This is a genomic window from Rhodococcus sp. KB6 (genome assembly GCF_001445685.1).
GTDB lineage: Bacteria > Actinomycetota > Actinomycetes > Mycobacteriales > Mycobacteriaceae > Rhodococcus_F > Rhodococcus_F qingshengii.
The window spans coordinates 467,804-493,684 of sequence record NZ_LNAK01000043.1 but is presented as its reverse complement, the minus strand read 5'-3'; the positions used below and the strand labels follow the sequence as shown (position 1 = coordinate 493,684).

At 61.5% G+C, this 25,881-nt stretch carries 21 protein-coding genes; 13 read left to right on the top strand and 8 right to left on the bottom strand.

Features of this window, described 5'->3' with window-relative positions:
• Nucleotides 1–50 precede the first annotated feature (50 nt).
• Nucleotides 51–629 carry an ABATE domain-containing protein gene (locus ASU23_RS09430; protein WP_054188963.1) on the top strand — a complete coding sequence of 193 codons (579 nt, stop codon included), beginning with the start codon at nt 51–53 and terminating at the stop codon, nt 627–629.
• Here the strand turns inward: ASU23_RS09430 and ASU23_RS09425 are convergent.
• The gene (locus ASU23_RS09425; RefSeq protein ID WP_003940262.1) at nt 626–1,255 is read right to left on the bottom strand and encodes a TMEM175 family protein; all 630 of its coding nucleotides are present in this window, start codon (nt 1,253–1,255) and stop codon (nt 626–628) included. The two genes, ASU23_RS09430 and ASU23_RS09425, sit on opposite strands and share 4 nt — an antisense overlap.
• 216 nt (nt 1,256–1,471) lie before the next feature.
• On the opposite strand from ASU23_RS09425, the gene ASU23_RS09420 reads away from it, so the two are divergent.
• The 3 genes from ASU23_RS09420 to ASU23_RS09410 all read left to right on the top strand — a co-directional run bounded on the left by ASU23_RS09420 (nt 1,472) and on the right by ASU23_RS09410 (nt 5,159).
• A complete protein-coding gene (locus tag ASU23_RS09420) occupies nt 1,472–2,722 on the top strand; it encodes an MFS transporter (RefSeq protein ID WP_058037787.1) in 1,251 nt (416 codons plus the stop codon).
• Nucleotides 2,723–2,738: 16 nt separating this feature from the next.
• Entirely contained in the window at nt 2,739–4,406 is a 1,668-nt protein-coding gene (locus tag ASU23_RS09415; protein ID WP_058037786.1) for an amidohydrolase, read from the top strand.
• 93 nt (nt 4,407–4,499) lie between these two features.
• Nucleotides 4,500–5,159 (top strand): LppP/LprE family lipoprotein, encoded by a 660-nt coding sequence (locus ASU23_RS09410; RefSeq protein ID WP_058037785.1) that lies wholly within the window; start codon nt 4,500–4,502, stop codon nt 5,157–5,159.
• A 94-nt stretch (nt 5,160–5,253) separates the two neighbouring features.
• Here ASU23_RS09410 and ASU23_RS09405 read toward each other — a convergent pair whose 3' ends face one another.
• Nucleotides 5,254–8,709, bottom strand: a complete 3,456-nt coding sequence (locus tag ASU23_RS09405) for an indolepyruvate ferredoxin oxidoreductase family protein (protein WP_042921773.1) — start codon at nt 8,707–8,709, stop codon at nt 5,254–5,256.
• A gap of 321 nt (nt 8,710–9,030) precedes the next feature.
• On the opposite strand from ASU23_RS09405, the gene ASU23_RS09400 reads away from it, so the two are divergent.
• The gene (locus tag ASU23_RS09400) at nt 9,031–9,786 is read left to right on the top strand and encodes a MerR family transcriptional regulator (RefSeq protein WP_058037784.1); all 756 of its coding nucleotides are present in this window, start codon (nt 9,031–9,033) and stop codon (nt 9,784–9,786) included.
• A gap of 6 nt (nt 9,787–9,792) precedes the next feature.
• Here ASU23_RS09400 and ASU23_RS09395 read toward each other — a convergent pair whose 3' ends face one another.
• Nucleotides 9,793–12,312, bottom strand: a complete 2,520-nt coding sequence (locus tag ASU23_RS09395) for a LuxR C-terminal-related transcriptional regulator (RefSeq protein ID WP_007733956.1) — start codon at nt 12,310–12,312, stop codon at nt 9,793–9,795.
• A 364-nt stretch (nt 12,313–12,676) separates the two neighbouring features.
• On the opposite strand from ASU23_RS09395, the gene ASU23_RS09390 reads away from it, so the two are divergent.
• Nucleotides 12,677–13,678, top strand: coding sequence for a helix-turn-helix domain-containing protein (locus ASU23_RS09390; RefSeq protein WP_230587460.1), 1,002 nt, complete (start codon nt 12,677–12,679; stop codon nt 13,676–13,678).
• 50 nt (nt 13,679–13,728) lie between these two features.
• Entirely contained in the window at nt 13,729–14,163 is a 435-nt protein-coding gene (locus tag ASU23_RS09385; protein WP_058037783.1) for a hypothetical protein, read from the top strand.
• A gap of 82 nt (nt 14,164–14,245) precedes the next feature.
• Here the strand turns inward: ASU23_RS09385 and ASU23_RS34485 are convergent, their stop codons facing one another.
• The 4 genes from ASU23_RS34485 to sthA all read right to left on the bottom strand — a co-directional run bounded on the left by ASU23_RS34485 (nt 14,246) and on the right by sthA (nt 18,167).
• On the bottom strand, nt 14,246–14,482 hold the full coding sequence (locus tag ASU23_RS34485; RefSeq protein ID WP_058037782.1) for a hypothetical protein: 237 nt from the start codon (nt 14,480–14,482) through the stop codon (nt 14,246–14,248).
• Between the two features lie 261 nt (nt 14,483–14,743).
• Complete coding sequence (locus ASU23_RS09375; protein ID WP_007733954.1) at nt 14,744–15,607, bottom strand: bifunctional 2-polyprenyl-6-hydroxyphenol methylase/3-demethylubiquinol 3-O-methyltransferase UbiG; 864 nt, start codon at nt 15,605–15,607, stop codon at nt 14,744–14,746.
• 93 nt (nt 15,608–15,700) lie between these two features.
• Entirely contained in the window at nt 15,701–16,603 is a 903-nt protein-coding gene (locus ASU23_RS09370; protein WP_058037781.1) for a hypothetical protein, read from the bottom strand.
• A 151-nt stretch (nt 16,604–16,754) separates the two neighbouring features.
• A complete protein-coding gene (gene sthA / locus ASU23_RS09365; RefSeq protein WP_054188916.1) occupies nt 16,755–18,167 on the bottom strand; it encodes a Si-specific NAD(P)(+) transhydrogenase in 1,413 nt (470 codons plus the stop codon).
• A 470-nt stretch (nt 18,168–18,637) separates the two neighbouring features.
• On the opposite strand from sthA, the gene ASU23_RS09360 reads away from it, so the two are divergent.
• The 6 genes from ASU23_RS09360 (at nt 18,638) to ASU23_RS09335 (ending at nt 24,902) form a co-directional block, all read left to right on the top strand.
• On the top strand, nt 18,638–20,152 hold the full coding sequence (locus tag ASU23_RS09360) for a condensation domain-containing protein (RefSeq protein WP_058037780.1): 1,515 nt from the start codon (nt 18,638–18,640) through the stop codon (nt 20,150–20,152).
• Nucleotides 20,085–21,551 (top strand): condensation domain-containing protein, encoded by a 1,467-nt coding sequence (locus ASU23_RS09355; RefSeq protein WP_058037779.1) that lies wholly within the window; start codon nt 20,085–20,087, stop codon nt 21,549–21,551. Before ASU23_RS09360 ends, ASU23_RS09355 begins: the two co-directional genes overlap by 68 nt.
• Nucleotides 21,551–22,933, top strand: coding sequence for a condensation domain-containing protein (locus ASU23_RS09350; protein ID WP_058037778.1), 1,383 nt, complete (start codon nt 21,551–21,553; stop codon nt 22,931–22,933). The genes ASU23_RS09355 and ASU23_RS09350 overlap by 1 nt, the downstream gene beginning before the upstream one ends.
• Before the next feature lie 78 nt (nt 22,934–23,011).
• A complete protein-coding gene (locus tag ASU23_RS09345) occupies nt 23,012–23,473 on the top strand; it encodes a MarR family winged helix-turn-helix transcriptional regulator (protein ID WP_003940568.1) in 462 nt (153 codons plus the stop codon).
• Nucleotides 23,470–23,898: an organic hydroperoxide resistance protein gene (locus ASU23_RS09340; RefSeq protein ID WP_003939720.1), complete on the top strand. Its 429-nt coding sequence runs from the start codon at nt 23,470–23,472 to the stop codon at nt 23,896–23,898. Before ASU23_RS09345 ends, ASU23_RS09340 begins: the two co-directional genes overlap by 4 nt.
• Nucleotides 23,895–24,902, top strand: coding sequence for an NADP-dependent oxidoreductase (locus ASU23_RS09335; protein WP_019745038.1), 1,008 nt, complete (start codon nt 23,895–23,897; stop codon nt 24,900–24,902). The genes ASU23_RS09340 and ASU23_RS09335 overlap by 4 nt, the downstream gene beginning before the upstream one ends.
• A 78-nt stretch (nt 24,903–24,980) precedes the next feature.
• On the opposite strand, the gene ASU23_RS09330 is transcribed toward ASU23_RS09335, so the two are convergent.
• Entirely contained in the window at nt 24,981–25,856 is an 876-nt protein-coding gene (locus tag ASU23_RS09330; protein ID WP_030535283.1) for an oxidoreductase, read from the bottom strand.
• Nucleotides 25,857–25,881: the final 25 nt, after the last annotated feature.

The following is a 25,881-nucleotide window of genomic DNA, read 5'->3' as shown; positions in this document are numbered from 1 at the left end:
ACAGTTGCTGTCGAACCGGTTGAGATGGTTCGCCACGAAGGAGGACGAAAGTGAACGAAGCAGGAGCTGATCAATCCGCTCGGGACGTGTTTCGACTCGACAACGACACGCTCGCCTTCCGCTTCACCGCCACCCTCACCAATCGGAACGGCTCGAGGTTCGAACGACTCACGAGCCCGCAGCGACTCGAATTATGGTTACGCGCCAACGATCTGATGGACGCCCCCGCAACCGCGACAGAAGACGACCTCCGCGGCGCGCAGGATTTACGTGAGGCCATTCATCGCATCGGAACCGCCGTATGCGAGGACCGCCGCGTCTCACGCGCCGATGTCGGGATCGTCAACACCGCATCCGAACTCGGTGATGCCCACCTCGTCCTCGAGAGTGGCCGGGCCCTCTGGAAATCAGCCGGAGACAATCCGATCCGCGACGCTTTGTCGATAGTGGCTGCCGACGCGATCGCGGTGCTCGGTGGACCCGACCACGACCGCGTCAAAGCCTGCCAGGGCGACGGGTGCACCGGCCTCTACGTCGACACCAGTCGCGGCAACAACCGACGCTGGTGCTCGATGAACATCTGCGGAAACAAAGCCAAGAAATCCGCGATGACCGCTCGCGCCGACTAGCTCATCTCACCTTCACCGCGACTCCATTTCGCCGCCACTCGGTTCCACAGCTTCTCGATCGGCGTCGACAGCAGGAGAAGAAACAGCGGGAAGTACGACGTCACCGGAACGAGCACACTGACGAGCAGCGCCACCACCATGATCAGGAAAGTGACGATTTCAGCGGTGAAATGCGGCTTCGCATTCTCTTCGCTCAACGAGGGGTTGCGAACCAGACCCCACGCGACCACCGCCAGGCACGCAGCACTGGCTGCCATTGTCCCGATGTAGAGAGCCCTGGTTCCGAGATCCTGCGACGGCGCTGCAACGAGCGCAGTCGGAAATGGCAAGAACACGATGGTCATCACCCACAACCCCAGCCCGCGCACAACCACCTTGTCTCCGTCGACCACAAAACGAAGCAGCCGATGCTGCGACCACCAGAGACGGAAGATCACCAGAAAGCTCAGGGCGAACGAATAGAACTGCGCAGCGTGATCGCGCAGGAGTTCCGACGTGGTGCCGTGGTGGTCACTGGTGAGTTCGACCAGCGGCAGGACGAGCAGCGTGATCGCAATGGCGACAATCGCGTCGATGAAAGTGACGTAGCGCTCGAAGTAGCGGGTGCGTTCCGCAATCTCAGCCATTGCGGAAGCATAAGCCTCACAACAGGAAACAGACCGGCGACGCCACTTTCCGGAAGCAGGCATTCGGAAACATACAATTAACGAATCAAATTCGTTAGATCTCTTGACCGTGGCGGAGCTCATCCCCATACTTAACGAATCACATTCATTAAGTGACTCGCATCACGCCACCAGGGGTCGGTTCAGCCACCCCCTTCAGGACATGGGGTTGCCCTAGTGCCGATCAACGCTTCGACGAATACGCAGTCCGACCGGGTTCCACTCACCGCCAACCGCGGTATTGCCGTCTTCAGTATCGGCGTCATGGGGTTCATTACCGCGAACCTCATCCCCCTGATGATCGTGGCAATGGTCGAGGACCTCGGTGTCACCGAATCCGCTGCCGGTGCCGTTCTGACCGCATCGCTGCTGGTCTGCGCCGTCACCTGCCTCGCCACCACCCGAATCGCCTCGGGCCGGCATCGCCATCTCCTCGGCCGCGTCAGCCTGATCGCGATGGCAGCCGCATTCGGCGTTGCGGCCATCGCACCGTCCACGACGATCGCATGCGCCGCGATCATCGTCGGCGGTATCGGCGCTGGTGGATCCGCATCCGTTGGTGGAGCGGCACTGGCCGCGCTCACGAACCCGGACCGGGCGTCAAGCATCAGCGGCCTCGTGAACCGTGTCGTCGTCACAGTCGTCCTCGCTCTCATACCCATCCTCGGCACACACATGACCAACGCATTCGGCGTCGTCGCAGTCCTGGCACTGGCTACCGCAGCAACGGTCACCTGGTTGCCGTCGTCCCCGGTGAAAGAGTCGCCGGAGACGGCGAAGTCCGCCAATACGACCACAGCTCTCCCCGCCGGAGTAAGCGCGAAACGACTCACTTTTGCCGGAACCGCATTTCTCGCGATGCTTGCAGTCTGGGCGATCAGCGAGGACTCGTTGTGGGCAGTACTCGGCATCATGGGTTCCGAGCACGCCGGGCTCTCGGATCAACAAATGAGTCTCGCACTGAGCGCATCAACGGCGGGTGGTGTGCTCGCGGCTGTTACCTTGACCGCGTTGGGTTCTCGGGTCAGTCGGACAGTATCGATCTCCGTGCTACTGATACTCGGGGCAATTCTGAAGCTGTCTGCCGGCCTCACCACCGATCCCACGATCTACCTGGTGCTGGTCATCGCTTGGAACACGGTCTACGCGGCCACGTTCATCGTCCTGGTTGCCATCTCGGCCGCGCTCGACGCGGCCGGCCGATGGTCGGCGCCACTACTGGGCACCTACCTCATCGGCTGCGCGTTCGCGCCGCTGTTCGGAACTTCGGTGACGGCCGGCCTCGGGTATCCGACCTTCGGAGTCATCATCTCGGGGATCAGCTTCGTTCTACTGGTCCCGTTCGCCTTGGTTTCCCGACTCTCCGCACGTACCGAAGGTGCGTATCGTCACCACAGCGCCGCCATCACTACTACCGTCATCGCGTAAGGATCACGTAGAAGTCATGAATGACAGCATCACTCACTACCGCAACGGAAAGATCTTCACGGCTGCCGACGACGGATGGGCCGAGTCGATAGTCGTCGAGGACCACAAGCTCAGATTCGTGGGCGAAACCGTCTATGCCGATATCCTGGCTCCAGACGCCGAGGTGATCGATCTCGAAGGTGCCGTCGTGCTACCCGGTTTCGTCGACGCCCATACGCATTTGGTGATGATGGGATTCGCGCTGCAGAAGTTGGATCTGCGTGATGCCGCCGATCTCGCCGACATTCAGTCCAGCATCAAGCAATTCGCGGAATCGAACCCGGACGCACCACGACTGCTGGGTCGCAGTTGGTTGTTCTCCGCGCTGGATGGAGGGCACCCGACGCGAGAGATGATCGACGCCGTCGTACCCGATCGCCCGGTGTACCTCGACGCCAACGACGTACATTCGGTCTGGGTGAACACTGCAGCACTGCGAGAACTCGGCATCGACGCGGACACTCCCGATCCGATCGGCGGTCGTATCGGCCGGGATCCGGACACCGGAGAAGCCACCGGAATGCTGTACGAGACCGCCATGATGCTCTACGTCTGGCCGAAACTGGCGGAGCTCGCATCCGACGAAGACCGGGACGCCGCCCTCGCTCTCGCCTTCCGCCACTATCTCGAGGACGGCGTGACCGGTGCGGTCGACATGGCACTCGGCGCGGACGAATTAGCCTCGCTGGAAAGAGCATTGGACGCAGGAGACGGAACACTGCCGCTGCGTGTCGCGGCTCACTGGCTGATGACCCGCGAGGACAACGAGGCCGACAACGTCCGACAAGTTCACGACGTGATCGAACTCCACGAGCGCGTCCAAGGTCCGTGGCTCCGTATCGCCGGAATCAAGATCATCATCGACGGTGTGATCGACAGCTGCACTGCCGCAATGAAAGAGCCGTACTCGGACGGCACCAACGCCGAGCCCATCTGGGATCTCGAGTCCTTGATCCCCGTCGTGACAGCCGCCGACGCCGCAGGCCTGCAGATCGCGATGCACGCGATCGGCGACGAGGCGTCGGAGATCGGATTGACGGCACTCGAGTACGCGATCGCCGCCAACGGAGACATTCCCCGCAGGCACCGAATGGAACACTTGGAGTCCATCACCCGGGACAACGTCGAAAGGCTTGCCCGCCTGGGAATCATCGCCTCGATGCAACCGGTTCACGCTGACCCTGCAATCCAGGAGAACTGGCAGGCGATGCTCGGCGACTACCGGGTCAATCGCGCGTACCCCTGGCCCGAATTCACCGAGGCCGGAGCGGTTCTGGCGTTGGGTTCGGACGCTCCGACCGCTCCCCACCCGCCGCTGCCGAACATGTTCATCGCCACCACCCGTCGATCCGCAATCGATCCGTCACTGGCACCCAACCTGCCGAAGTACGCACTCCCCCTCGCGGACGCGCTGGCTCACGCAACTCGCGACGCTGCCTACTCGTGCCGGTGGGAAGATGTGACCGGCCAGCTGGTTCGGGGTAAAGCAGCCGATTTTGTCGTACTGAAACAAGATCCGTTCACCGAAGGGGTCGATTCTCTCCTGATCACAGAGATTGCGATGACCGTCGTTGCTGGATCCGTGCGATACGACGCGGCCGGGGCCAAGAGCACCGAAGCACGGAACACCGAGTCCGATAGCTGATCGTTACCGGTTGTTCGATAACGCACGCATGCGGCCCGGCGACAGAACGAAGGAGGGACTTGAACACGTGAACCCATACACTCTGGAGGACGCATGCGCAGGAAAGCTCCGATTTCGGCCGCCGTCGCAGCCGCTGCACTGGTGACGGCCACTGCCCTGACGGTCGCCGGTTGTGGGTCGACCGAAGGAACACCTGAAGCGGCGGCGAGTTCCACGGCAGCCAGTTCAACGGCGTCGGCGACATCGACGGCAAACGAAACCGGGACGACGGTAGCGAGCTCTCCCCCGCCACAATCGAACACCCGCACAAATGCATCCACGACGGCGACTACGACAGCAATCCCCGCTTCGGGTCCCTGTCTCGACGTCGACTCCCAGGTCGTCACCGACGCCATCGGCACGCTGGGCACCGACATCAACGGGGGCAATTGGATACCGAGATCCGCGAGCGAAGAACAGATCGGGAATTGTCCTGACCTGCTCTGGGTTTCGGTGGACGGCGACGGCGTCGGCGATGCGACTTACCAGTCACACGTCCTGTTCTTCCACGACGGAACATACCTGGGCACGGCTACCAGTAAGCCGTACTCGTACACACACGTCATCGACAGCAACAAGGATTCGGTATCCGTCCAATACCGTTGGCTGCTGGACGACGATGCATTCTGCTGTCCCCAAGGCGGACCGAACATAGTGAACTTCACGTGGAACGGCAGCGCCGTGGTTGCCGACGGCCAGTTCCCGCCCTCCTGAACCTGCCTGGGTCCGAGAAGGCCCTGAATGCAACTGTGCCCCAGCGACGACGGTCACTGGGGCACAGTCTTGTTCGATCTACTCGCCGGCGCTCCTACTCACCGACACCGAGTTCGCGCAGGCGAGTCTTGTACAGCTCGATGTTGCCGAGCTTGATGTCTTCGTAACCGCGAACCACGTCCGGCAGTGCCGCGATCTCGACGGCGCGATCGTATCCGTCGGTTGCGAGCGTACGAGAGAGGTCAGCGATCATGGCCTCGTACTCGGCGAGCAGTTCACGCTCGACCTTGCGGACGTGCATGTAGCCGAAGGGGTCGAGCTTGGTACCGCGAAGCTTCTTACCCTTGGCCAGAACCTTCAGTGCAACATGCGACTTGGGTCCGAGACCGATCTTCTTCTTGCGGCCCATCACTCGAAGGATCGGCGGGTGGAGCTTGTAGGTCAGGTTCTCCCCGGCCGGCACCTGAGACTTGACGTCCTCGATGAATGCGGGGTCGACCAGCATACGAGCAACTTCGTACTCGTCCTTGTACGCGGTGAACTTGAACAGGCCGCGGGCAACAGCCTCGCTGAAATCGGTCCGCTCGGTTGCGGCACGTTCGGCGGTCCAGACTGCCTGAACCTGATCGATGTAACGCTGGGCGATCTTGACGGACTGGAACTCGATGAGCTGCGCTGCACGCAGTTCCACCAGTCGCAGGGTTTCACCGGTGAAGGTGGTTCCGGCGAACATGTGAGCCGGTGCGACAACGGGTTCGCGGACGGACTTGGCCGGCGTGGTGACGGCCGAGAACGCTGCGGTGTCGGCAATTGCTGCACGACCCCAACGGAATGCCGCGATGTTCGCGTCCACGGCAACGCCGTTGATGCCGATCGCTTCTTCGATGGCCTCGGCCGGCAGACGAAGTCCACCGCTCTGGTAGGCAGCACCGATCAGCAGGAAGTTGGCCGCTGCGGTGTTACCGAACAACTCCTGCGCCGCGGCGAGTGCGTCGAACGAACGCAGGGTGCGCGACACCTTGTCGAGACGGGCGAGGAGTGACGTCTCCTCGGGGTAGCGAACAGCCTTGTCGTAGACCATGTCTCCGGTCGGCGTCTGCGACGTCGAGGCGATGGAGACCGTCTTCTCGGCGTTGCCGTAGTCGAGGTTCTTGTTGTCCGTCGCGGTCAGCAGGTCGAAGGCGACGATGCAATCCGCGCTGCCCGGAGTGAGGCGGTTGGACGGCTCGAGCGCGCTGGAGCTGAAACGCAGGTGCGAGACAACCGGTCCGGCCTTCTGGCTCAGTCCGATCTGGTCAAGGCTCTCCACCTCGAGGCCGGCGCGCAGTGCAGCCGTTGCGAGCACCTGGTTGACGGTCACGATGCCGGTGCCGCCGATGCCCGCGAGGAAAACGTTCTGCGTGCTGGTGAGCGGTCCGAAATCGGGGTCTGCGACGACGGGCGGGACGGGACGTGCGGCCTTGGGAGCCTTCTTGCCCGGTACCAATTCGACGGTCACGAACGACGGGCAATCGCCGTCCATGCAGGTGTAATCGGTGTTGCAGGACGTCTGGTCGATCTTCGTCTTGCGGCCGTACTCGGTGTCCACGGGCTGGACCGAGAGGCAGTTCGACTTCACACCGCAGTCACCGCAGCCTTCGCACACTGCCTCGTTGATGACGACGCGAGTGTTGCGAGTGGGCAGCGTGCCACGCTTGCGCTGGCGACGAGCGTCGGCCGCACAGTGCTGGTCGTAGATCAACACTGTGACGCCCTTGATCTCGCGAAGCTCCTTCTGGGCCTCGTCGAGGCGATCGCGGTGCCAGAGCTTGGTGCCCTTGGCCAGAGCGCGCTTGTTGTGACGCGAAGGCTCGTCGGCGCAGATGATGATCTGCTTGACGCCCTCGGTGGTCAGCTTGTGGCTGAGCTGAGCAACGGAGAGGGCACCTTCCGCGTCCTGTGCACCGGTCATCGCCACTACTTCGTTGTAGAGCAACTTGTAGGTGATGTTCACGCCTGCGGCGATGCATGCCTGGACAGCCAACTGACCGGAGTGGAAGAAGGTGCCGTCGCCGATGTTCTGGAACAGGTGAGGCACGTCGGTGAACGGTGCCTGCCCGATCCACTGGCTGCCCTCGCCGCCCATTTGCGTCAGGCCGGTGACAGCGCTGTCCTCACGGCCGGACATGGTGACGAGTGTGTGGCAACCGATTCCGCCGCCGCCGATGGAACCCTCGGGAATAGCGGTGGAACGGTTGTGGGGGCACCCGCTGCAGAAGTACGCGGTTCGCTTGGCGGAGAGCACGTTGAGCGACAGCGGGGCCGGGAGGGTGCGCTTGAGCTCGACGTGCGGCTTCAGTACGCGGCGCAACGGGGCGAGCAACCGGCCTGCGGTCAGTTCACCACTGGCAGGCATGAGCAGACGGCCCTGGCCGTCACGCTTGCCGATGATGCGAGGAGCATCGTCGGTGCCGTACAGGACTTCCCGGATCTGAGCTTCGATGAACGCGGTCTTGTCCTCGACCACGACGATCTGCTCGAGGCCTTCGGCGAACTCCTTTATCTTCTCGCCCACGACGGGGTAGCACATTCCGATGCGAAGGAGACGGATCCCGGCGCGGTGCAGCGCGGCATCATCGACGCCGAGGTCTGCCAAAGCTTGACGGACGGAGTCGAAAGTTGTACCGGTGGCGGCTATACCGATCTTCGCACCGGAGGGGTTGACCTCGATCACATCGAGGTTGTTGGCAGTTCCGTACGCGTGCACAAGATCCCATCGCGGGCCGTACAGATCGGCCTCGGCGATGACACTGTCCGGCGGCGCGGCCATCTGACGCTGCTTGTAGACGAAGGGCTTGCCCTCGAACTGCACTTCCGGAACCACGATGTCGAAGTCCGCGATGCTGCCGTCGATCGTCCAGGCACCGTCTGCGACGTCGGCGACGATCTTCAGCGCTACGACGCAACCGGAGACACGCGAGAGAGCAACGGCGTGCATACCCATCGTGATGATCTCTTCGGCATTGCGTGGGAAGAGAACCGGCACGCCCATTGCGGCAAGCGAGCGCTCGCTGACGGCCGGAACCGTGGAGGACTTCGACGCGGGGTCGTCGCCCACCAGGAGGACGACGCCGCCCTTGGGGTTCACGCCGTACATGTTGGCGTGGCGAATGGTGTCGGTAGCGCGGTCGACGCCGGGGCCCTTGCCGTACCAGACGCCGGTCACGCCGTCGTGGGTCGCGGTTCCGGCGGGGAGATCCGTCTGGCTTCCCCATACCGCCGTGGCGGCGAGCTCCTCGTTGAAGCCGGGGATGAAGGTGATGTCGTGCTCGGCGAGAACCTTGGGCATGCCGTGAAGCATCTTGTCGACGCCACCGAGGGGGCTGCCCTGGTAACCGGAGACGAAGGTGGCAATACGCTTACCTGCCCGAATGTCGCGAACGTGCTGCTCGACGAAGCCGCGTGCAATTGCCTGAACACCGGTCAGCAACACCGGTCCCGATCCCGACCGGTACCGATCATCGAGGTCATAGGGCTTGGCCTGGGCTACGCCCGACACCAGTTCAGTCATCGTGGACCACCGTTCCGTCTGCAGTGCATTTCAACTACCGTGCATTTTCAACAACCGCGTAACTCGATCTGTTCAGATGATCGTGGTCGAGGTATGTGAAAGCGTCAACAGAGGCTTGTTCAACTATTCAAATTGACAATTTGTGAGCCAAATCACGTGACCTAGGTCATCGAATCAATCAGTTGGAGACCCGTTCGTGGCGATACGACGAAACGGACATAAAACGTTCCCGACAATGCACACCGAGAACTTTCTTGACATTGACGCAACGTCAACTTGCATGCTGAATGAGCACAACCGATCCGAGAGTAGGAACTCCACGTGAGCGAATGGTCCATCCAAGAACTCGCCAAATCCGCAGGTACCACCAGCAGAACGCTGCGTCACTACGGCGATTTGGGACTCCTGGAACCGAGTCGCATCGGCGCCAACGGCTACCGCTTCTACGACGAAGACGCCCTGGTGCGACTGCAACGCATCCTTCTACTTCGGGAACTCGGACTCGGATTGCCGGCCATCGCCGAAGTCCTCACCGGCGAACGCGATACGGCCGCCGCACTGCGTACGCACCTCGAACTCCTCGAGCAAGAGCGCACGCGGATCTCGAGACAGATCGAATCGGTCAACAGGACCTTGAACAAGACGAAGAATGGTGAATCACTCATGCCGGAAGATGTTTTCGACGGGTTCGACCACACCCGATACAAGGACGAGGTCATCGAGCGTTGGGGCAAGGACGCCTACACCAGCGGCGACGACTGGTGGCGGTCGATGTCGGAGCAGGACCGTAAAGCTCATCTGCAATCTCAAGCCGACATCGCAGCGGCATTCGGAAAAGCACTGACAGCGGGGCTGTCCGCGGAAAGCGACGACGTCCAGACGATTACCCGAAGACAGTTCGAGTGGATAAAGATCGGTTGGCAGGGAAGGACTCCCAGCGCCGACGCCTTCACCGGACTCGGCCAGATGTACGTCGACGATCCCCGCTTCACTGCAAACTACGACAAGTACGGAGAAGGCACCGCTTCGCTGGTCCGTGACGCGATGAAGGTCTACGCCGAGCGCAATCTGCACTGACGCCGATCAGTCCTGCCCACTGCCGAGGAGGTTGTGTCGGTGCGCTGCCGCGACAGCCTCTTCCCGGGAATGCGCACCGAGTTTGCGATACAAGGCTCGGAGGTGACTCTTCAGCGTGTTGTTGGATACGAACAACCGCCGCGCGATCTCACCGATCGGAATGCCGAGACCCAGTTCCACGAGAACGTCCATCTCCCGTTTCGTCAATTGGACCCGAACGATGGCCGCCGGATATATCTGCGCCGCTTCGGATTCGAGAAAGGTCGCGACGGCACTGCTCGAGCCCTCGGCCCCATCTTCGAGTTGCCTGATCAGATCACGCGGTATCGTCGCCAGGGCCGACAGGACACCGGAGGTTTCGAGCAGTCCGCGAGCTTCCTCCCATGTACTCGCGGCAGCGGGGATCCTGCCCAGTTCACACAGAGCAGCGCATTCGATCAGCAGGGATTCGAGCCGAAACCTCGTGAGATACTGCCCGCTCCAATCGATTTCGCGGCACAATTCCAATGCCTGGGACGGCGACCCGGTCAGAAGATGCGTCCGCGCCACGGAGACCGTGACAACTGCAAACGTATGTGGCGCAGCGACTGATTCTTCCAGCGCCTTGGTACCCTCCCCGGACGCCAACAGAAGATCGATACGTGCCGCGGTGAGAAGCGCGTCACCGAGCGATCGTTCACACGGATTCACGTGCCCGTGCGTTGCCACTGCGCGCTGGAGGGAAATCAGCCCCGAGAACGGGTCCGATTGCAGCAGTGCAAATCTGGTGTAAGTGTAGGCCGCGAACGCCCACAGGTCGCCCGGCGGTGTAACCTCGGCGAGTGCGTCCATCGCGGCAGCTCCGGCGTGCAGGTCCACGCTGTCGCACGCCACCAGTGCCCGCGCGATCGCTCCCCCCATGTGCGAGGGCGGTCCCAACCATCCCGAAACGTCCGGGTGTGTGCTTTCCAGGTGCAGCCAGTCCGTCGCGTGCGCGACGTCCCCGATCAGCGCGGAGTTGAGCGCGGCATTGCCTGCGGCGTGACGCAGGACGAACTCCGGACCATGTTGCACCGCACCTTGATAGGCGAGTCGCAATTCCACCGCGGCATCACCGAGGTCACCGGTCAATTGATGCGAGACCCCCCAGATCAGCCGCAGGGCGGGCAGTTGAGACCCCAACGCGCCCAACGACTCGTCGCCGAGGCCGTACACGACGTGCGCCAATTTGCGCGTGATCTCGGTAGAGCGTTGGTACTTACCGGATGTTCTCAGCACCACCGATTGGACAGTTCCGACGTTCAACAAGCTGTGCGCATGCGGACTACCACCTATCGCACGCAATTCCGCCGGTTCCGTCGGTAATGAATCGCCGTTGATCAACTGCGGCCGCAGACGTGATTCGAGCAGGTCACGACCCACCAGAATCGAAGGGTTCGAACTGAGTACGTCACCGGGTATGGATTGCAACGCAGTCCGGACCAATCCGGTGTGATCGACCAGAAGATCAGCCCAGTGGCGCTCGAGTATGTCGAGCACCCTGGTCCACTTGCGTCCGTCCAAGGCGTAGTGAACGGCACCGGCTATATCCGAAGTCCCGAGAGCGTGATCGACGAGAACCTGGAAGGGATCTTCGAATCCATCCCCTTGTTCGGCCCGTATCTGTATGAATGCCAGTCGAACTGACGGCGCGAAGTACCAGGACGGTTCTCCCTCGAAACCATTCCGGAAGATCAGACCGAAAGACTCGAGCAAGTCCAGTTTGCCCTCCACGTCAAGATCGTCGGACAAGACACGAGCGATCTCTGGTGTCACCGTGCGGGCAGCGGCGATCGTAGTCGCGAAGTCGAACAACTCGAGCGACTTGCCCGACCGAGGAGCGGTCCGACTGACGTACGCGTGGATCGCCTGGTCCACTCGCTGCTGAACGCGTTCGCGTCCACGGCTCGGTTCACTCAGCCCCGCAACCGCACTCAGAGCAACCTTCATCAGCACGGGAACGCCGGCGACGCGTTCACAGATCGAATGGACGATGCCCGAGGGAAGGTGAATCCCTGCCTCCGCGAACAGAACGGTGGACTCGTCGAGCGTGTATCTGAGGTCGTTCGCGCACAGGTACTCGTCCACGCGGACGTCTTCGAGCAAGTCCGTCGCAGACCGATCCTGCAGCGTGACGATTACTTTCAATCCGGGAAGCCGCACGATCAGATCCACGATTCGGCGTCCCACCTCGTCACCCTCAACCAGGTCGATGCGGTTGAACACCAACACGAATGGTGCGGGCGACGAGTCGAGGAGTGATTCGATCGCGCCCACTGGATCCTCGCGCATTCGTGGCGGGGCCTCGAGTGATTCCAGCGAATCCTGAATTACTGCGAGCGCGGTGTTCCAGTACTCGAGGGGGGTCATCCGATGCGATGGCGCCGGCACCCAGACTACCGGTCTGCTCGGCACCTGCCCGAGAGTCGTGAGCCACAACGCGGCGAGTTCCGTCTTGCCGAACCCAAGCGGCGAATCGATGACAGTCAATCCCGCCGAGCGTTCCATCAATCCGAGGAGGCGGGGACGAATCGCCGTGGCTCCACGCCCGGCAAGCCGCCTTTGCAGCGTGCCCCTTCCTCGAGGATTTCGCTTTGCTCGAGATAGCTGCGATCGATTCGAAGTGGACGTCATGATGGCCGACAAACGAGCAGTCGATCCCCGCCGAACTCGAGATTTCGTTCGAGCATCGAACTCCCAACCTGTCCACCCATAACGAACAACATAGACAGCTTCGCCGCGACACGCGAGCACTGGCCGCCTCACAAATACGCCCGATTTGTCTCATTATGTGGGCTCGGTCACTATTGACGTCTATTTGCGGGAGAGTGACTGCGACCTGCGGGATCTGACATATCATGCCCGCGTGTCGATGAATTCCGCCCGCATCCGCGTGTCGACCCGATCGGTCGATCCTGCGGACGCCGACGACTTCTGGCGCAGTGTCACACGTCCGTTCTTCGTCACCGACCGAATTGACCCTGACACATCTCTCGAAGGCTCGATCACAGCGCTTTCCATCGGAACCTCGTTGATCGGTCAAACTACCTTCAACGCACAGAAGTACACCCGAAACAATCGGCTGATCGCCGAGAGCGGACTCGACGATGAATACATGGTCCAGGTCGTCCTCGACGGGCAGTTGAGCGGCAACGCCGACGGAGTCGATTTCGTCGCACGTCCAGGCGATGTCACATTCTTCGACCTCGGGCGTACCTGGACCGCCGACGCGGAGGCGGAATCGACAGGGCGCACCATCACGCTCCTCGCACCGCGTTCCCTCGTCGAGGCCGAGTCGAAGGGTCGTTCTCTACACGGGACGGTACTGCGCGGAGTTCCTGCCGTCGTGCTCGCTCAGTGCATGCAATCGGTCGTACTCGCGCTACCGCATCTCGATCCCGATGCTGCGGCCGGCTACGAGGACGTCGTCGCTTCCCTCCTTCGTGTCAGTTTGGGTATCGCCGAACCTGATCTGTCGCCGCGGCCCGATCACTCTCTCCGCGATCGTGCGTACGCCTACATCGCCGAGCATCTCTCGGAGACCTGGCTCGGCCCGACGAGCATGTGCGCAGCATTGTCCGTCTCCCGGGCACAGCTCTATCGCGCATTCGCATCCGACGGCGGAATAGCTCTTGTCATTCGGCGGAAGCGTCTCGAACTCGTCTACCGCGAATTGACCAGAACCGAGATGCCGAACGAAACGATCGAAGCGTTGGCCCTGCGATGCGGCTTCACCTCGAAATCCCAGTTGGCGCGAGCGTTCAAGGACTTCTACGGGATGACCCCGAGCCAAGCCCGAACCGACGGCAGACGCACGATCGGGGACCCGTCGATCGCACGCCTGCGCCGCCGACTCGAGTTCTTCAGCCCCTGAATCCGAGATACTCCACAGCCTCGCGAGCGTGCCTGTGTTCTAGTTGATCCATGAGCTGGGTCGACAAGGAACTGAGTCTGGCTGCGCTCACAGGTGCGGTCACAGGTGTCGCCGTGATGATCCCGATAGTCGGCGATGGAGCCTGGTCCTGGGGAGGACTGTTCATACCCGCCTTCATCGGAGCGCTGGCAGGGCTGATTGTCGGCTCGAGCGCTGTTGCAGGTGGGCGCTGCGCCCTGAGAACAAGCCACACATGGCCGGCGCGCACAGTCTGCTGCTGGAAGCATCGGTTCGCTGCGTGCTCTGCCTTGGCGGTGACATTGCTGGTAATCGGAGTGTTCATGTCGGCTGTCGTCGCTACTGGTGACCCGGTGCGAGATGCCGCAGGGTTCCCGATGTCCTTGATCGTACTGGCGGTCATCGCCGCAGTTACGTACGTGTTCTCCTACCTGCTCGCCCCCGCCCAGGCCTCCGAAACCCCGTAAGAACCTCTGCTTCATCACGATTCATCCTCCGAACCGCGGTGGAGATCAATAATTCCATGACAGGCAGCGAGCTCAGATCACTTCAGCTGGAAATGAACCGGAGAACAAACTGCTCGATGCCTTCCGATATGACCTTGGTCAGCGCGGTGAAGTCGTTCGACCAGCGTTGAATATCCAAGCTGCTCATCACTTTCCTCCGTTCTTCGTCCCGCTGCCCGTGACCGCACAACGTATGCGGGACGTTGGGGCGCACTGGAACTATCTGCGAGAACGCGGTTTCCGTTACCAATTGACCGATCGAACAGCGACGCAGGTTCATTCGAACCTGATATTGCAACTTCGCCGAACGGTTGCAACAACGCCGAGCAGAGTTCGAGCGAAAAGCACTATCCACCAGAAGTATTAGCTCGAAAGAACTACGATTAACTCGATTCCTGGACGCACCACACCAGACGCGCCGACTTGCGAAAAGGGCGAGCTGACAGGCAACAACCGGGACAAAGCCATCCGACGATCATGCACGAAATACGGCCACGCCGCTCGAGGAATAATTCGAAGTCTTCCAAGGGATCGGCTCTGCTCACTCACTTCGCTGATTTCGCCTGGCGACGATGGCGAAGTTCAACGGTATCCGCGGAGAGTGGCTCGGCAGAGTCCATCCGTTGGCGCATGGAACGAGTTCGGGAAAGGCCGGCCAGTCCATATAGGGAAGTTCCGAAACTGATTCGATATGAAGACCCGCATCCAGCAATGAACCAATGACCTCGCCTAGGTCGTGGCGCCATTCGTGGTTGGCAGTGTGCGCTATCTGCCCATCGGAGGTCCCGGTGTAAGTCGCCGAGTCTTCGTACGATCGCATGCCGCCTCCGGAGAGGTAGTCGTCGGTGATCATCCACGGCTCGAACGCCATTGCGCCGAGGATCGGATGATCGTCCCGGATCTGAAACACCCCACCAGGCTCGAGGAGGTCGTGGATCGACTGAGCCCAAGCGGTGAGTTCCGGCAACCAGACGATTGTTCCGGCACTGGTGACGATCGCGTCGAAACGTCGGTCGATCAGCGTCGAGGCGAATCGCGCATCACCTTCCACCCAGGTGATCTCGCGGTTGTCTGCCTTTGCGATACGAGCAGCGTGGTGCAGAGAGTTGGGTGACAGATCAAGCCCGTGCACGTCGATCGCACCAAGACGCGCCCAGGAGATCGTGTCGATCCCGATGTGGCACTGCAAATGCAGGAGCGAGTGACCTTGCACTCCTGACTGTGGCAGATGCGGGGCCAGAATCGACAAGTCGTTCTGCACAACTGTGGAAATGGTCGCTCTGTTGGCGAGAAACCCGCCGACGTCATACATTTCGGAGCGCACATGCACATCGGCGCGATCGTCCCAATTTGCCTTGTTTCCGGCGATGGCTTCGGCCTCGTGCTTCGCTGCTGCCCCTTGCATGACTACCCCTCCGAGATCGGCCTGAACTGCCTTTCTAACACGTCTGTAGTCGTGTTCGCCGTCGTGTCTTCGAGGACACTTTCGTCTACCGGATCAGACGGTCACTTCTTCGACCGGTTTCTCCTCGTGGCTCGCCGCGCCGAAGACGGCCACGGCGACGGCACCCGCGATTGCCCCGACGAAGCCGACGACGGCAAGCCATTCCAGGCCCGGTCTCGACGTGTCGCCGAGCACCACGACGCCGACGATTCCCGGAACCACCGTCTCGCCGACAACCAGAGCCGCTGTCGCTCCGTTGACGGATCCCAGTTGCAGCGCCACCGTATGCAGATAGAAACCGCCCAGGCCCGAAACGAGGATCGCCCAGCCGGCCGGATCGCGGAGCATCGTACCGATTTCGAACGGATCGATTCCGTAGACCACGCGTACGGCAATGGCCAGACAGCCGAACAGCACACCCGAGATCAACCCGGCGACAACTGCTGCGCGTGAGCCCAACCATCGGATCAAACCGATGCCGATCAGCAAGATCAACGCCGAGCCCACGAGGACACCCCAATGGACGACGTCGTTGGAACTCCCACCGCCCGCGTGACCTGACGACAATCCGAGCAGCAGGAGCGATCCGATCACCGCAGCGATCGCGAACCAGTCGCGACGATGCAACTGGATGCCGAGGACCACGGTCCCCAGCACTGCCGTGATGACGAGATTGGCACTGACCACTGTCTGCGACAAGAACAGTGGAATGAGCCGCGCGGAGATGGCACTTCCGGCGAATCCGACCGCATCGAGCACGGTGCCCAGGATGAACGACGCCGTCAGCGCGGCCGCGAACGTCGAACGCAAGGTCGGGCCACCCGACGCCGTCACGTGTCCGGCCTCGCCACGCTGCTCGGCGGCAGCTGCCGACTTGCGCGCGCCGTAGGCTTGCAGCACGGATGCAACGCCGTACCCGACGCATGCCACGATCGCGGCAATCAGTCCGATCAGCATCGAAATTCCACACGAAGTTCCTGGGCAATGGTCATGGAGATAGACCCTGCCTTATTTCCCCAGGCCTGACATCACCCTCAGGTATTCGAACAAGTGCTACCCGAGAAGTACACCGACCGCCCCTGACCGGTACCTGGGGACACCCCGACCCCTAGTGGAATTGCTTGAGAGCCCTGATCTTGTTCATGACGTCGAGCGCCGCCACCTTGTACGCCTCGGACAGTGTCGGATAGTTGAAGACGGCGTCGACAAGGTATTCGACGGTCCCGCCGCACCCCATCACCGCTTGGCCGATATGCACGAGATCCGTTGCACCCGAGCCGAAGATATGAACACCGAGCAGTTTCAGGTCATCCGTCGACACCAGGATCTTGAGCATCCCGTAGGTGTCGCCTGCGATCTGCCCGCGTGCGAGTTCGCGGTATCGGGAAACCCCGACCTCGTACGGCACCGATTCCTTGGTCAAATCGACCTCGGTGGCGCCCACGTACGACACCTCGGGAATCGAGTAGATGCCGATCGGCTGCAGATCCATCAGCTTCGCGCCTGGTTCGTCGAAGGCATGATAGGCCGCGAGTCGACCTTGATCCATCGACGTCGCCGCCAACGCCGGGAATCCGATGACGTCACCGACGGCGTAGATGTGTTCGACCTTGGTGCGGAAATTGTCGTCGACGTAGATACGGCCACGTTCGTCGGCTTCGAGCCCGGCGTTCTCCAGCGCGAGTGGCGCCGTGAGGCCTTGCCGTCCAGCCGAGTACATCACGGTCTCGGCTGGAATCTGCTTGCCGCTGCGCAGCGTCGTGAGCGTTCCGTTCGCTCCGACGTCGACGGCCGTCACTTCTTCACCGAATCGGAAAGTGACCGCCAGATCGCGTAGATGGAATCGAAGCGATTCGATGACCTCGGGGTCGCAGAAGTCCAGCATCGACGTCCTCTTCTCGACGACGGTGACCTTGGTGCCGAGTGCCGCGAACATCGATGCGTACTCGATACCGATCACTCCCGCGCCCACGACGACCATGGTGGTCGGGATGGAGGTCAGATCGAGGATTCCGTCGGAGTCGAGCACCCGGTGACTGTCGAAGGACACCCCCGCCGGGCGAGCAGGCAACGTTCCGGTCGCGATCACGACGAACTTCGCCGTGATCGTCATCTTGTCTCCGCGCGAGGAGTCCTCGACGAGGATGGTGTGCTCGTCGACGAACGAGCCGACCCCTATCAACAATTCGACGCGGTTGCGCAGAAGCTGAGATCGAACGACTTCGATTTCTTTGGTGATGACATGCTGGGTTCGCGCCAGCAGGTCGGCCGGAGTGATGTTCTCCTTGACGCGGTAACTCGCGCCGTACAGTTCGCGTTGGTTCATCCCGGTGAGGTAGAGAACCGCCTCACGCAACGTCTTCGACGGAATGGTGCCAGTGTTGACGCACACTCCCCCGAGCATGTTGCCCTTCTCGACCATCGCTACCCGTTTACCCAGCTTGGCCGCCGCGATGGCAGCCTTCTGCCCACCCGGGCCGGAGCCGATCACAACCAGGTCGTATTCCATCGGATCAGTCATCGCTTAGAAATACCGTCTGCATACGACCGGCAGATGCCGAGCATGTCAATACTCGGTGAACAATCCGCGCGCCGAAACGACACGACGGCAGTACACGAACCCTGTTGCAATTAAAAGAGATACAGCCGAATCTATACGAAACTTGCTACACATAAACATATTCCGACGTTCGCATGCGCACATGCTTCGTCGCCGACGGAATTCACAACGGTCTGTTGAAATTTGTTTCACCACAGAGTGATTGATCGATCAACTGACAGGTGACCAGGGCCGTAAACCGGATGTCCAGTATTCGAATTGTCCGAAATAACGAGCGGAATGTTCCTCGTCACATCCCGCACCGAAGCAGTTGCGCGGAGCCTCGGGCCGCGTTCTACTTGCCTTGACTAATCATCTGTCACTCTCGGTTACAAACATCCGCCCCGTTCACGATCCCCACCTTTCGCCATCTCGAGAGATCAGGTTTCCCAATGGAATTCACGGAACTTGCCGACTATCCCCTACCTCCAGGGACCGTCACCGAGTGGACTCCCGCCGCGGTGAATCCGCCCGAGCTGTGGCCTGTCGACCAGCGTCCCGCCAGCTACATACACGAGGCACACTTGAAACATGCCGAGCAGGCGAAACGGCAGGTGCACCATCAGACCGACGTGTGCACTCCGTCGTGGCTGGGCACCTCGTTTCGCATCCACGACCGACTCGACCGAAGGACCTGGGCGGCCGCTCTCGATCACTGGATCGATCGCCACGAAGTGCTCCGAACACACGTCGCCGTGGAGGGCGAAACGATAGTCCGACGCACCGCGGCGTCTGGAGACGTTCGGATTCTGGGCGCCGAGGTCGGACACCTTGCGTCCTCGATGTCTGTCTTCACGCATCTGCAGCAACTGCTCGACCGATCGACCGATCCACTTGTCTGGCCTGCGTATCAGTTCGCGACGATCGAAGGCCCCAACCACTTCACCGTGGTTTTTGCCGCTGATCATGCTCTGCTGGACGGATATTCGGTGGCGTTGACCGCGCACGAACTGCAGACGATCTACCGATCGTTGAGCGAGGGAAGCCCTCCCTCGCCGCCGGAGACCGGAAGCTACATCGACTTCGGCACCAAGGAACGAGATCTCGTGGGACACGCGGACCGCTCTCACCCGGCAGTGCAGACGTGGCGCGAGTTCTACGCGCAGGGCGAGGCTCCGTACTTTCCAGCGCTACCCGAACCGGTCACCGGACGCCGAGTCCCTCAGCAGAGCCTGTCCGCCTGGCTTCTGAGCGCCCGGGGAGCCGAACGCCTGGCAGAAGCGAGCAAGCGCAGCAACCAAGGATTCCTGGCCGCGATACTCGCGTGCGCGGCCAAGGTGACCGGCGATCTCACCGGTGCAGACGAATTCCGCGTCGTCGTGCCGCAACACACCCGTTCGGAGCTTCGATGGGCCGCGTCGCTGGGATGGTTCATCGGTGTTGTGCCGGTGAGGATTCCGATTGCCCCCGCCGCAACCGTGAGCGATCTGGCCAAGGTTGCCGGCACGGAGATACGGCGCGTCCGCCCCGCCGCGGCACTGCCGTATTCGAAAGTGTGCGAGCTGATCGACTCCCCGCAGCACCTGCCGTTCGTGCTGTCGTACATGGACGTTCGTCACGTTCCTGGTGCCGAGCAATGGACGAGCTGGCAGACCAGGGGCCTTCGTAGTCGAGATCATTCGGGAACCGACGTCTACATCTGGCTCACGCGGACTCCCGAAGGGCTGAATCTGGCCATACGCCACCCGGGCAACGCGCGCACGAGCCGCCACATCCATCAGTTCGCGGGACTCCTACGCCGCGAAATGGAGGACTTTGCCTTCTCGACCGACACTTTCGCACCTCCGACCAACACCGCCGTACCGATCAATACCGCTGCACCGATCGAGGAGAACTCTCATGGAAATGACACCCATCGATCTCTGGGCACCGAAAGCCGGGACGCTCACCGAGTTCAGGCCTACTGAACAATCCCTGGCGGCGGCATCCGGGGCACCGCGGAGCGACCAACCGCTCTCGTTCCTACAGGAAGGACACATTCGTACCGCCGATCACAAGCGCGCACAAGGCGTCGACTGGTCACCGTGGATCGGATTCACGTTCACTCTGCCCGGTGATCTCGATCGGGAGGCACTGCGTCGGGCGGTCCAGGCGTTTGTCCTGCGGCACAACACACTGCACAGTTGGTTCGAGGTGAGATCATCCGAAGATCCCGACGGTAGCGGGGTCATCGACCGTCACGTGGTGGATGCGTCGACGATCGAACTCACGCCGCACAGCGTCGGTTCTCTGAACACGACAGATGCGGTTCGCGAGCATGTGAGCCGAAGTTTCGCCGGCGATACCAGCCCATTGCAATGGCCCTCGTTCATCAGTGGCGTCGTCGAGCACGGCGCCGGCTTCACCGTCTACTACGGCGTCGATCACTCGCACACCGACGGCCTGTCGTTGATGCTGGGCGTCGAAGAACTTCGTGCGCTGTACATCGCCGAAAGCGCCGGCATCGAGGCTCAACTTCCCTCTCCCGGCAGCTACGTCGAGTACAGCGGCGAGGAACGGACATCCGCGGGGAACCTCGACCTGGCCGCAGCGCCTGTGCAGCAGTGGATTTCGATTCTCGCCGCCAACGCCGGCCAACTCCCGACGTTCCCCCTCGACCTCGGTGTCGCGCGGGGCGAACAGGCCCGGTCGACCCGCACACACATCGACGTTCTCGACAGCGACGAGTCAGCCGCGTTCGCAGCGCTGTGCAAGTCCAATGGCGTCGGCTTCTCCACGGGGATCTTCGCAGCCCTCGCCCTCACCGAGATCGAAGTTGCGGATCGAGCGAACTACTTCGCGCTCAACGCAGTCGGCACTCGCTCCGATCCGAGATACCTCTATTCCCAAGGCTGGTTCATCAATCTCGTCCCGGTCTCGTTCACGCTGAGCGGTGTCACGAACTTTACCGATGCACTCCCCCTTGCCCACGCTGCTCGCGCTGCGGTGAAGGGACTCGCGGACGTGTCCATTCACTCGGTGATCGCCCAGGTGTCGAAGTTGACCGGATCCGACATCGGTGGAACCTCGGTCCCGCCGATGGTGTCGTACATCGACATGCGCCTGATTCCAGGTGCCGAGCACCATGACGAACTCGAGGCGCGGGCACTGGGTGGGCCAGGAACGACGGGTGATCTGTCGATGTGGATCAACCGGAAGGAAGACCGTACGTACGTGATGGTCAGTTTTCCGGACACCGAGCAGGCGCACACATCGGTGAATCGGTACCTACGACACCTTCGCAACGTCCTGAGAACGGTCGCTGATACCGGCGACTACCGTGTCGTGCGTCAGGCGGATGCACGTCAGGAAGTGGAGACCGCCTGATGCACATCACGTTTCTCGACAGGTTCGAGGCACGGCCGGGCCGCATTCTGCAGTGGACGCCGAGCGAAATCTCCACCGGAACGACGTATCCGGTTCCCCCGACCTCCAATCAGCAGCTGCATCTTGCCGGCAGCCGCGGCGATACGACTTGGCTCGCTGCCACTTTCGACGTTCCCGGCCCCATCGACACGGACGCACTCAAGGCCAGCTTCGAGGAATGGACGTCCCGTCACGACGCCCTGTCGTGCTCGTTCTCCCAGGCCGAAGAATCGGGTGAATCCTCGGCACTGTTCGTCGACGTCGCCGACGTCGGCGATCTGCGCCTGCGTGAGGAAACAGTGGCTGACGCGAGAACACCGGAGCAGGTGCGAGAACTCTTGGGCGAGCGCTTGGATCGATGGTGCAATCCTTTCGCGTTTCCCGCGTACTTTCTCGGTGCCATCACCCGCGAGGACCAGTCGACAGTGGTCTGCGGGTTCGACCATGCCATCTGCGACGGCTGGTCCATGAGCATCGCAATTACCGAGATCAGCACTCTGTATCGCGAATACACGCGGGCGGACCGTGATCCGATCGCGTCTGATCTCCTTCCGGAGCCCGGGAGTTTCCTCAACTACTGCTTCCGGGAATCGGCAACCGCGGATCCAGAGCCCGGCGACCGCCGGATTGCGGGTTGGCGGTCCTTCCTCCGAGCATGCGGGGGTGACACTCCCCATTTTCCCGTAGATCTGGGACTGCCCGCCGGGGCGATGTCGCCCCAGGGCACAGACACCCGAATGCTCCTCGACGCCGACGAAGCAGAGCTGTTCGACCAGAACTGCGCCGATCATCGACACTCCTCGTTCGGTGCAATTCTTGCGTCGATCGGTTTGGCCACAACACAATTGACCGGCAAGAGGGACACGCACCTACTGTTCCCTGTTCACACGCGTCGGGAACCGCGACACAACCACACCTTCGGATGGCTGGTAGCCAATGCGCCCATCACCGTGACGAGCATGGACAATCTTCACAGCACTGCCCGGGCAGTCAATCTCGCTTTCCACGAGTCACTTTCACTGTCGTCCGTGTCGTCGAGGCAGGTTTTGCGGAGCTTGGGGCCCGAGGTTTCGCCCACTCGCAGAGACATCTTCTCGGTGTCCTACGCCGACTACCGAACCATGCCCGGTGGATCTCGCCCCCGTAAATCAAAGTCCAGCGAATCACAGCCTGCGCCGATCAATCCGCAGCAACTCAGTCGCGTCTCGAACGCCGACGACGTTCAGTTCTGGTTCTCACGAACTCACGACGGATTGGCAGTGCGGACCAGGTTTCCTGCGCCCGCTACCCGGACAGTGCACACCTTCCTCTCGCATGTCTCCGAGATCCTGTCGACGCCGTAGACGAACGGCCGCCTATCCGTAGATCTATTTGACACTTCTTTGTTGTGCACAACTTAACTGTGCGCTACAGTTGTTCTCGTGACCAACCCACTCGCCCTCGAACGCCAGGTCTGCTTCGCCCTCTATTCGGCGTCGCGGGCCACGACGGCCGCGTACCGGGCGATGCTCGACGACCTGGGAATCACGTATCCTCAGTACCTCGTCCTGTTGACACTCTGGGAACGAGACGGCCGGGGCGTGCGTGAGATCTGTGAGGCACTCGATCTCGATACCGGAACTCTGTCGCCGCTGCTCAAGAGGCTGGAGGGTCTGGGATTCATCGAGCGCCGACGCCTCACCACGGACGAGCGTCGCGTCGAGATTCACCTGACCGAGGCGGGTTCCACCTTGCGTAGCAAGGCCGAGGACATCCCGGCCAAGCTCGCAGGCGCCACTGGTCTGAGTAACGACGAACTCACCGAACTCCGAGACGTTCTCACTCGTCTCGGTGAGTCACTTCAAGCATCCAACGCCCACTCCGACGGAAAGAAGAAGTCATGAACATCGTCTACACCGCAGAAGCACTTGCCACCGGCGAAGGCCGCAACGGTCACGCTCGCACCTCGGACGGACGCCTCGATCTCGGCCTCGCCATTCCCAAGGAAATGGGTGGCAGCGGCGAAGGCACCAACCCCGAGCAGCTCTTTGCCGCCGGATACGCAGCATGCTTCCACTCCGCTCTGCAGATGGTCGCCCGTGCCGAGAAGGCCAACGTGGCTGATTCCGCAGTCGGCGCGCGGGTCGGCATCGGCCCCAACGGTGCAGGAGGCTTCGGACTCGCTGTGACGCTGGAGGTTTCACTCCCCCATCTACCCCATGATCAGGCCGTCGAGCTGACGGAGAAGGCACACCAGGTGTGCCCGTACTCCAATGCAACTCGCGGCAACATCGAGGTCACCCTCGAAGTAAGTAAGGACGACGAATGAGCACTACCACTGTCAGCCGGGAAATCCGTCTCGCTTCACGCCCGAACGGTTGGCCCACGTCGGAGAACTTCGCCACCGCCGAAGTAGAACTCCCCGAACTCGAAGACGGCCAGATCCTGGTCCGCAACATCGCCATCTCCGTCGACCCGTACATGCGCGGCCGAATGAACGACGTGAAGTCCTACCTTCCGCCGTTCCAGGTCGGTGCGCCGCTCGACGGTGGTGCCGTCGGCGAGGTCGTCGAATCCAAGTCGGCTGATCGCGCCGTGGGCGACGTTGTCGTCCACGGCCTCGGATGGCGTGAATACGCCATCCTCGACGGATCCGCAGTGACTCCGGCCGACACGTCCATCGCGCCGGCGACGGCCTACCTGGGTGCCCTCGGCATGACTGGCCTCACCGCGTATGCCGGCCTCACCGCGGTTGCGGAGTTCAAGGAAGGCGATACCGTATTCGTCTCCGGCGCAGCAGGTGCCGTCGGATCGCTTGTCGGTCAGATCGCCAAGTTGCTCGGAGCGAAGCGAGTAATCGGTAGCGCCGGTTCACCGGCGAAGGTTGCCCGACTTCTCGAACTCGGATTCGATGCGGCATTCGACTACCACGACGGCCCGATCACCGAACTACTCGCCGCTGCCGCCCCTGACGGCATCGACGTGTACTTCGACAACGTCGGTGGCGAGCATCTCGAAGCCGCAATCGATGCCATGAACCAGGGTGGCCGGATTGCCCTGTGCGGAGCCATCGCTCAGTACAACACCACCGAGAAGCCCACCGCTCCCCACAACCTGGCACTGGTGATCGGCAAGCAGCTCACACTGCGCGGATTCCTCGTGGGCGGCTACCGTCACCTCGGTGGCGAATTCCGCACCCACATGGCAGGGTGGCTCGCCGACAACAAGATTCAGTGGGACGAGACCATCGTCGAAGGCCTGGAGAATGCACCGCAAGCGTTCATCGACCTGATGCGCGGCGCGAACACCGGCAAGATGGTTGTCACGCTGTAACCCGAACAACATCTAGCTCGAACGGATATGAAAGTGGCCGCGAACTTCTCGAAGTTCGCAGCCACCTTCATATCTGAATCAAATCCCGAACGAGACTCCGGTCAACTTCTCCGACAGTGTCCACAAACCCGAGGCTGTCTTCGTATCGTGTGACTTCTTGTTCGACCCCACGACCTTCGGATACCCTCGCTGCTCGAACGGACCGTCCGGTCCGATGTAACTGCCGCCGAAGGCATCCGGCGCGGTTGCCGCCCACAGTTCGGGAAGGGCGCCCATCTCCGCGGACTGCGCGAAGATCGAATTGCCGATTCCCATCAGCTTGTCCTGGATCGACTCGGTGTGCCCCTGCAGGTTCGTCGACGCGTATCCCGGATGCGAAGCGAGCGCTTTGAGCGAAGATCCCGACGCCGCGAACCTGCGTTGAAGTTCGTACGTGAACAACAGATTGGCAAGCTTGGACTGCCCGTAGGCCAACCATCGGTTGTACTTCCGACGCTCGAAATTGAGATCGTCCAGATCGACAGTTCCGAGCTGATGCAGGGCACTGGACATCGTCACGACACGATCGGTGAGCTTGTCCTTCAGCAATCCGGTCAATGCGAAGTGTCCGAGATGGTTTGTGCCGATCTGCATTTCGAATCCGTCGACCGTCCGGCGGAACGGAACCGCCATCACGCCGGCGTTGTTCACCAGGACGTCGACCTTCTCCGTTGCGTCGGCGAAGGCTCGTACCGACGACAGATCCGAGAGGTCCAATTTGCGGACAACCGCGTTGGGCCCGATCTCGGCGGCTACGGCGTCGGCCTTCGTGGTGTCACGACAGGCGAGGACGACGTCGGCCCCGGCTTTGCCCAGCGCTCGTGCGACTACCTCACCCAGTCCGCTGTTCGCCCCCGTGACGACAAATGTGCGGCCGGTCTGATCGACTACGTCTTCTGCGGTCCATTTGGTCATGCTTTCCAGCGTACGTGCCTTACTC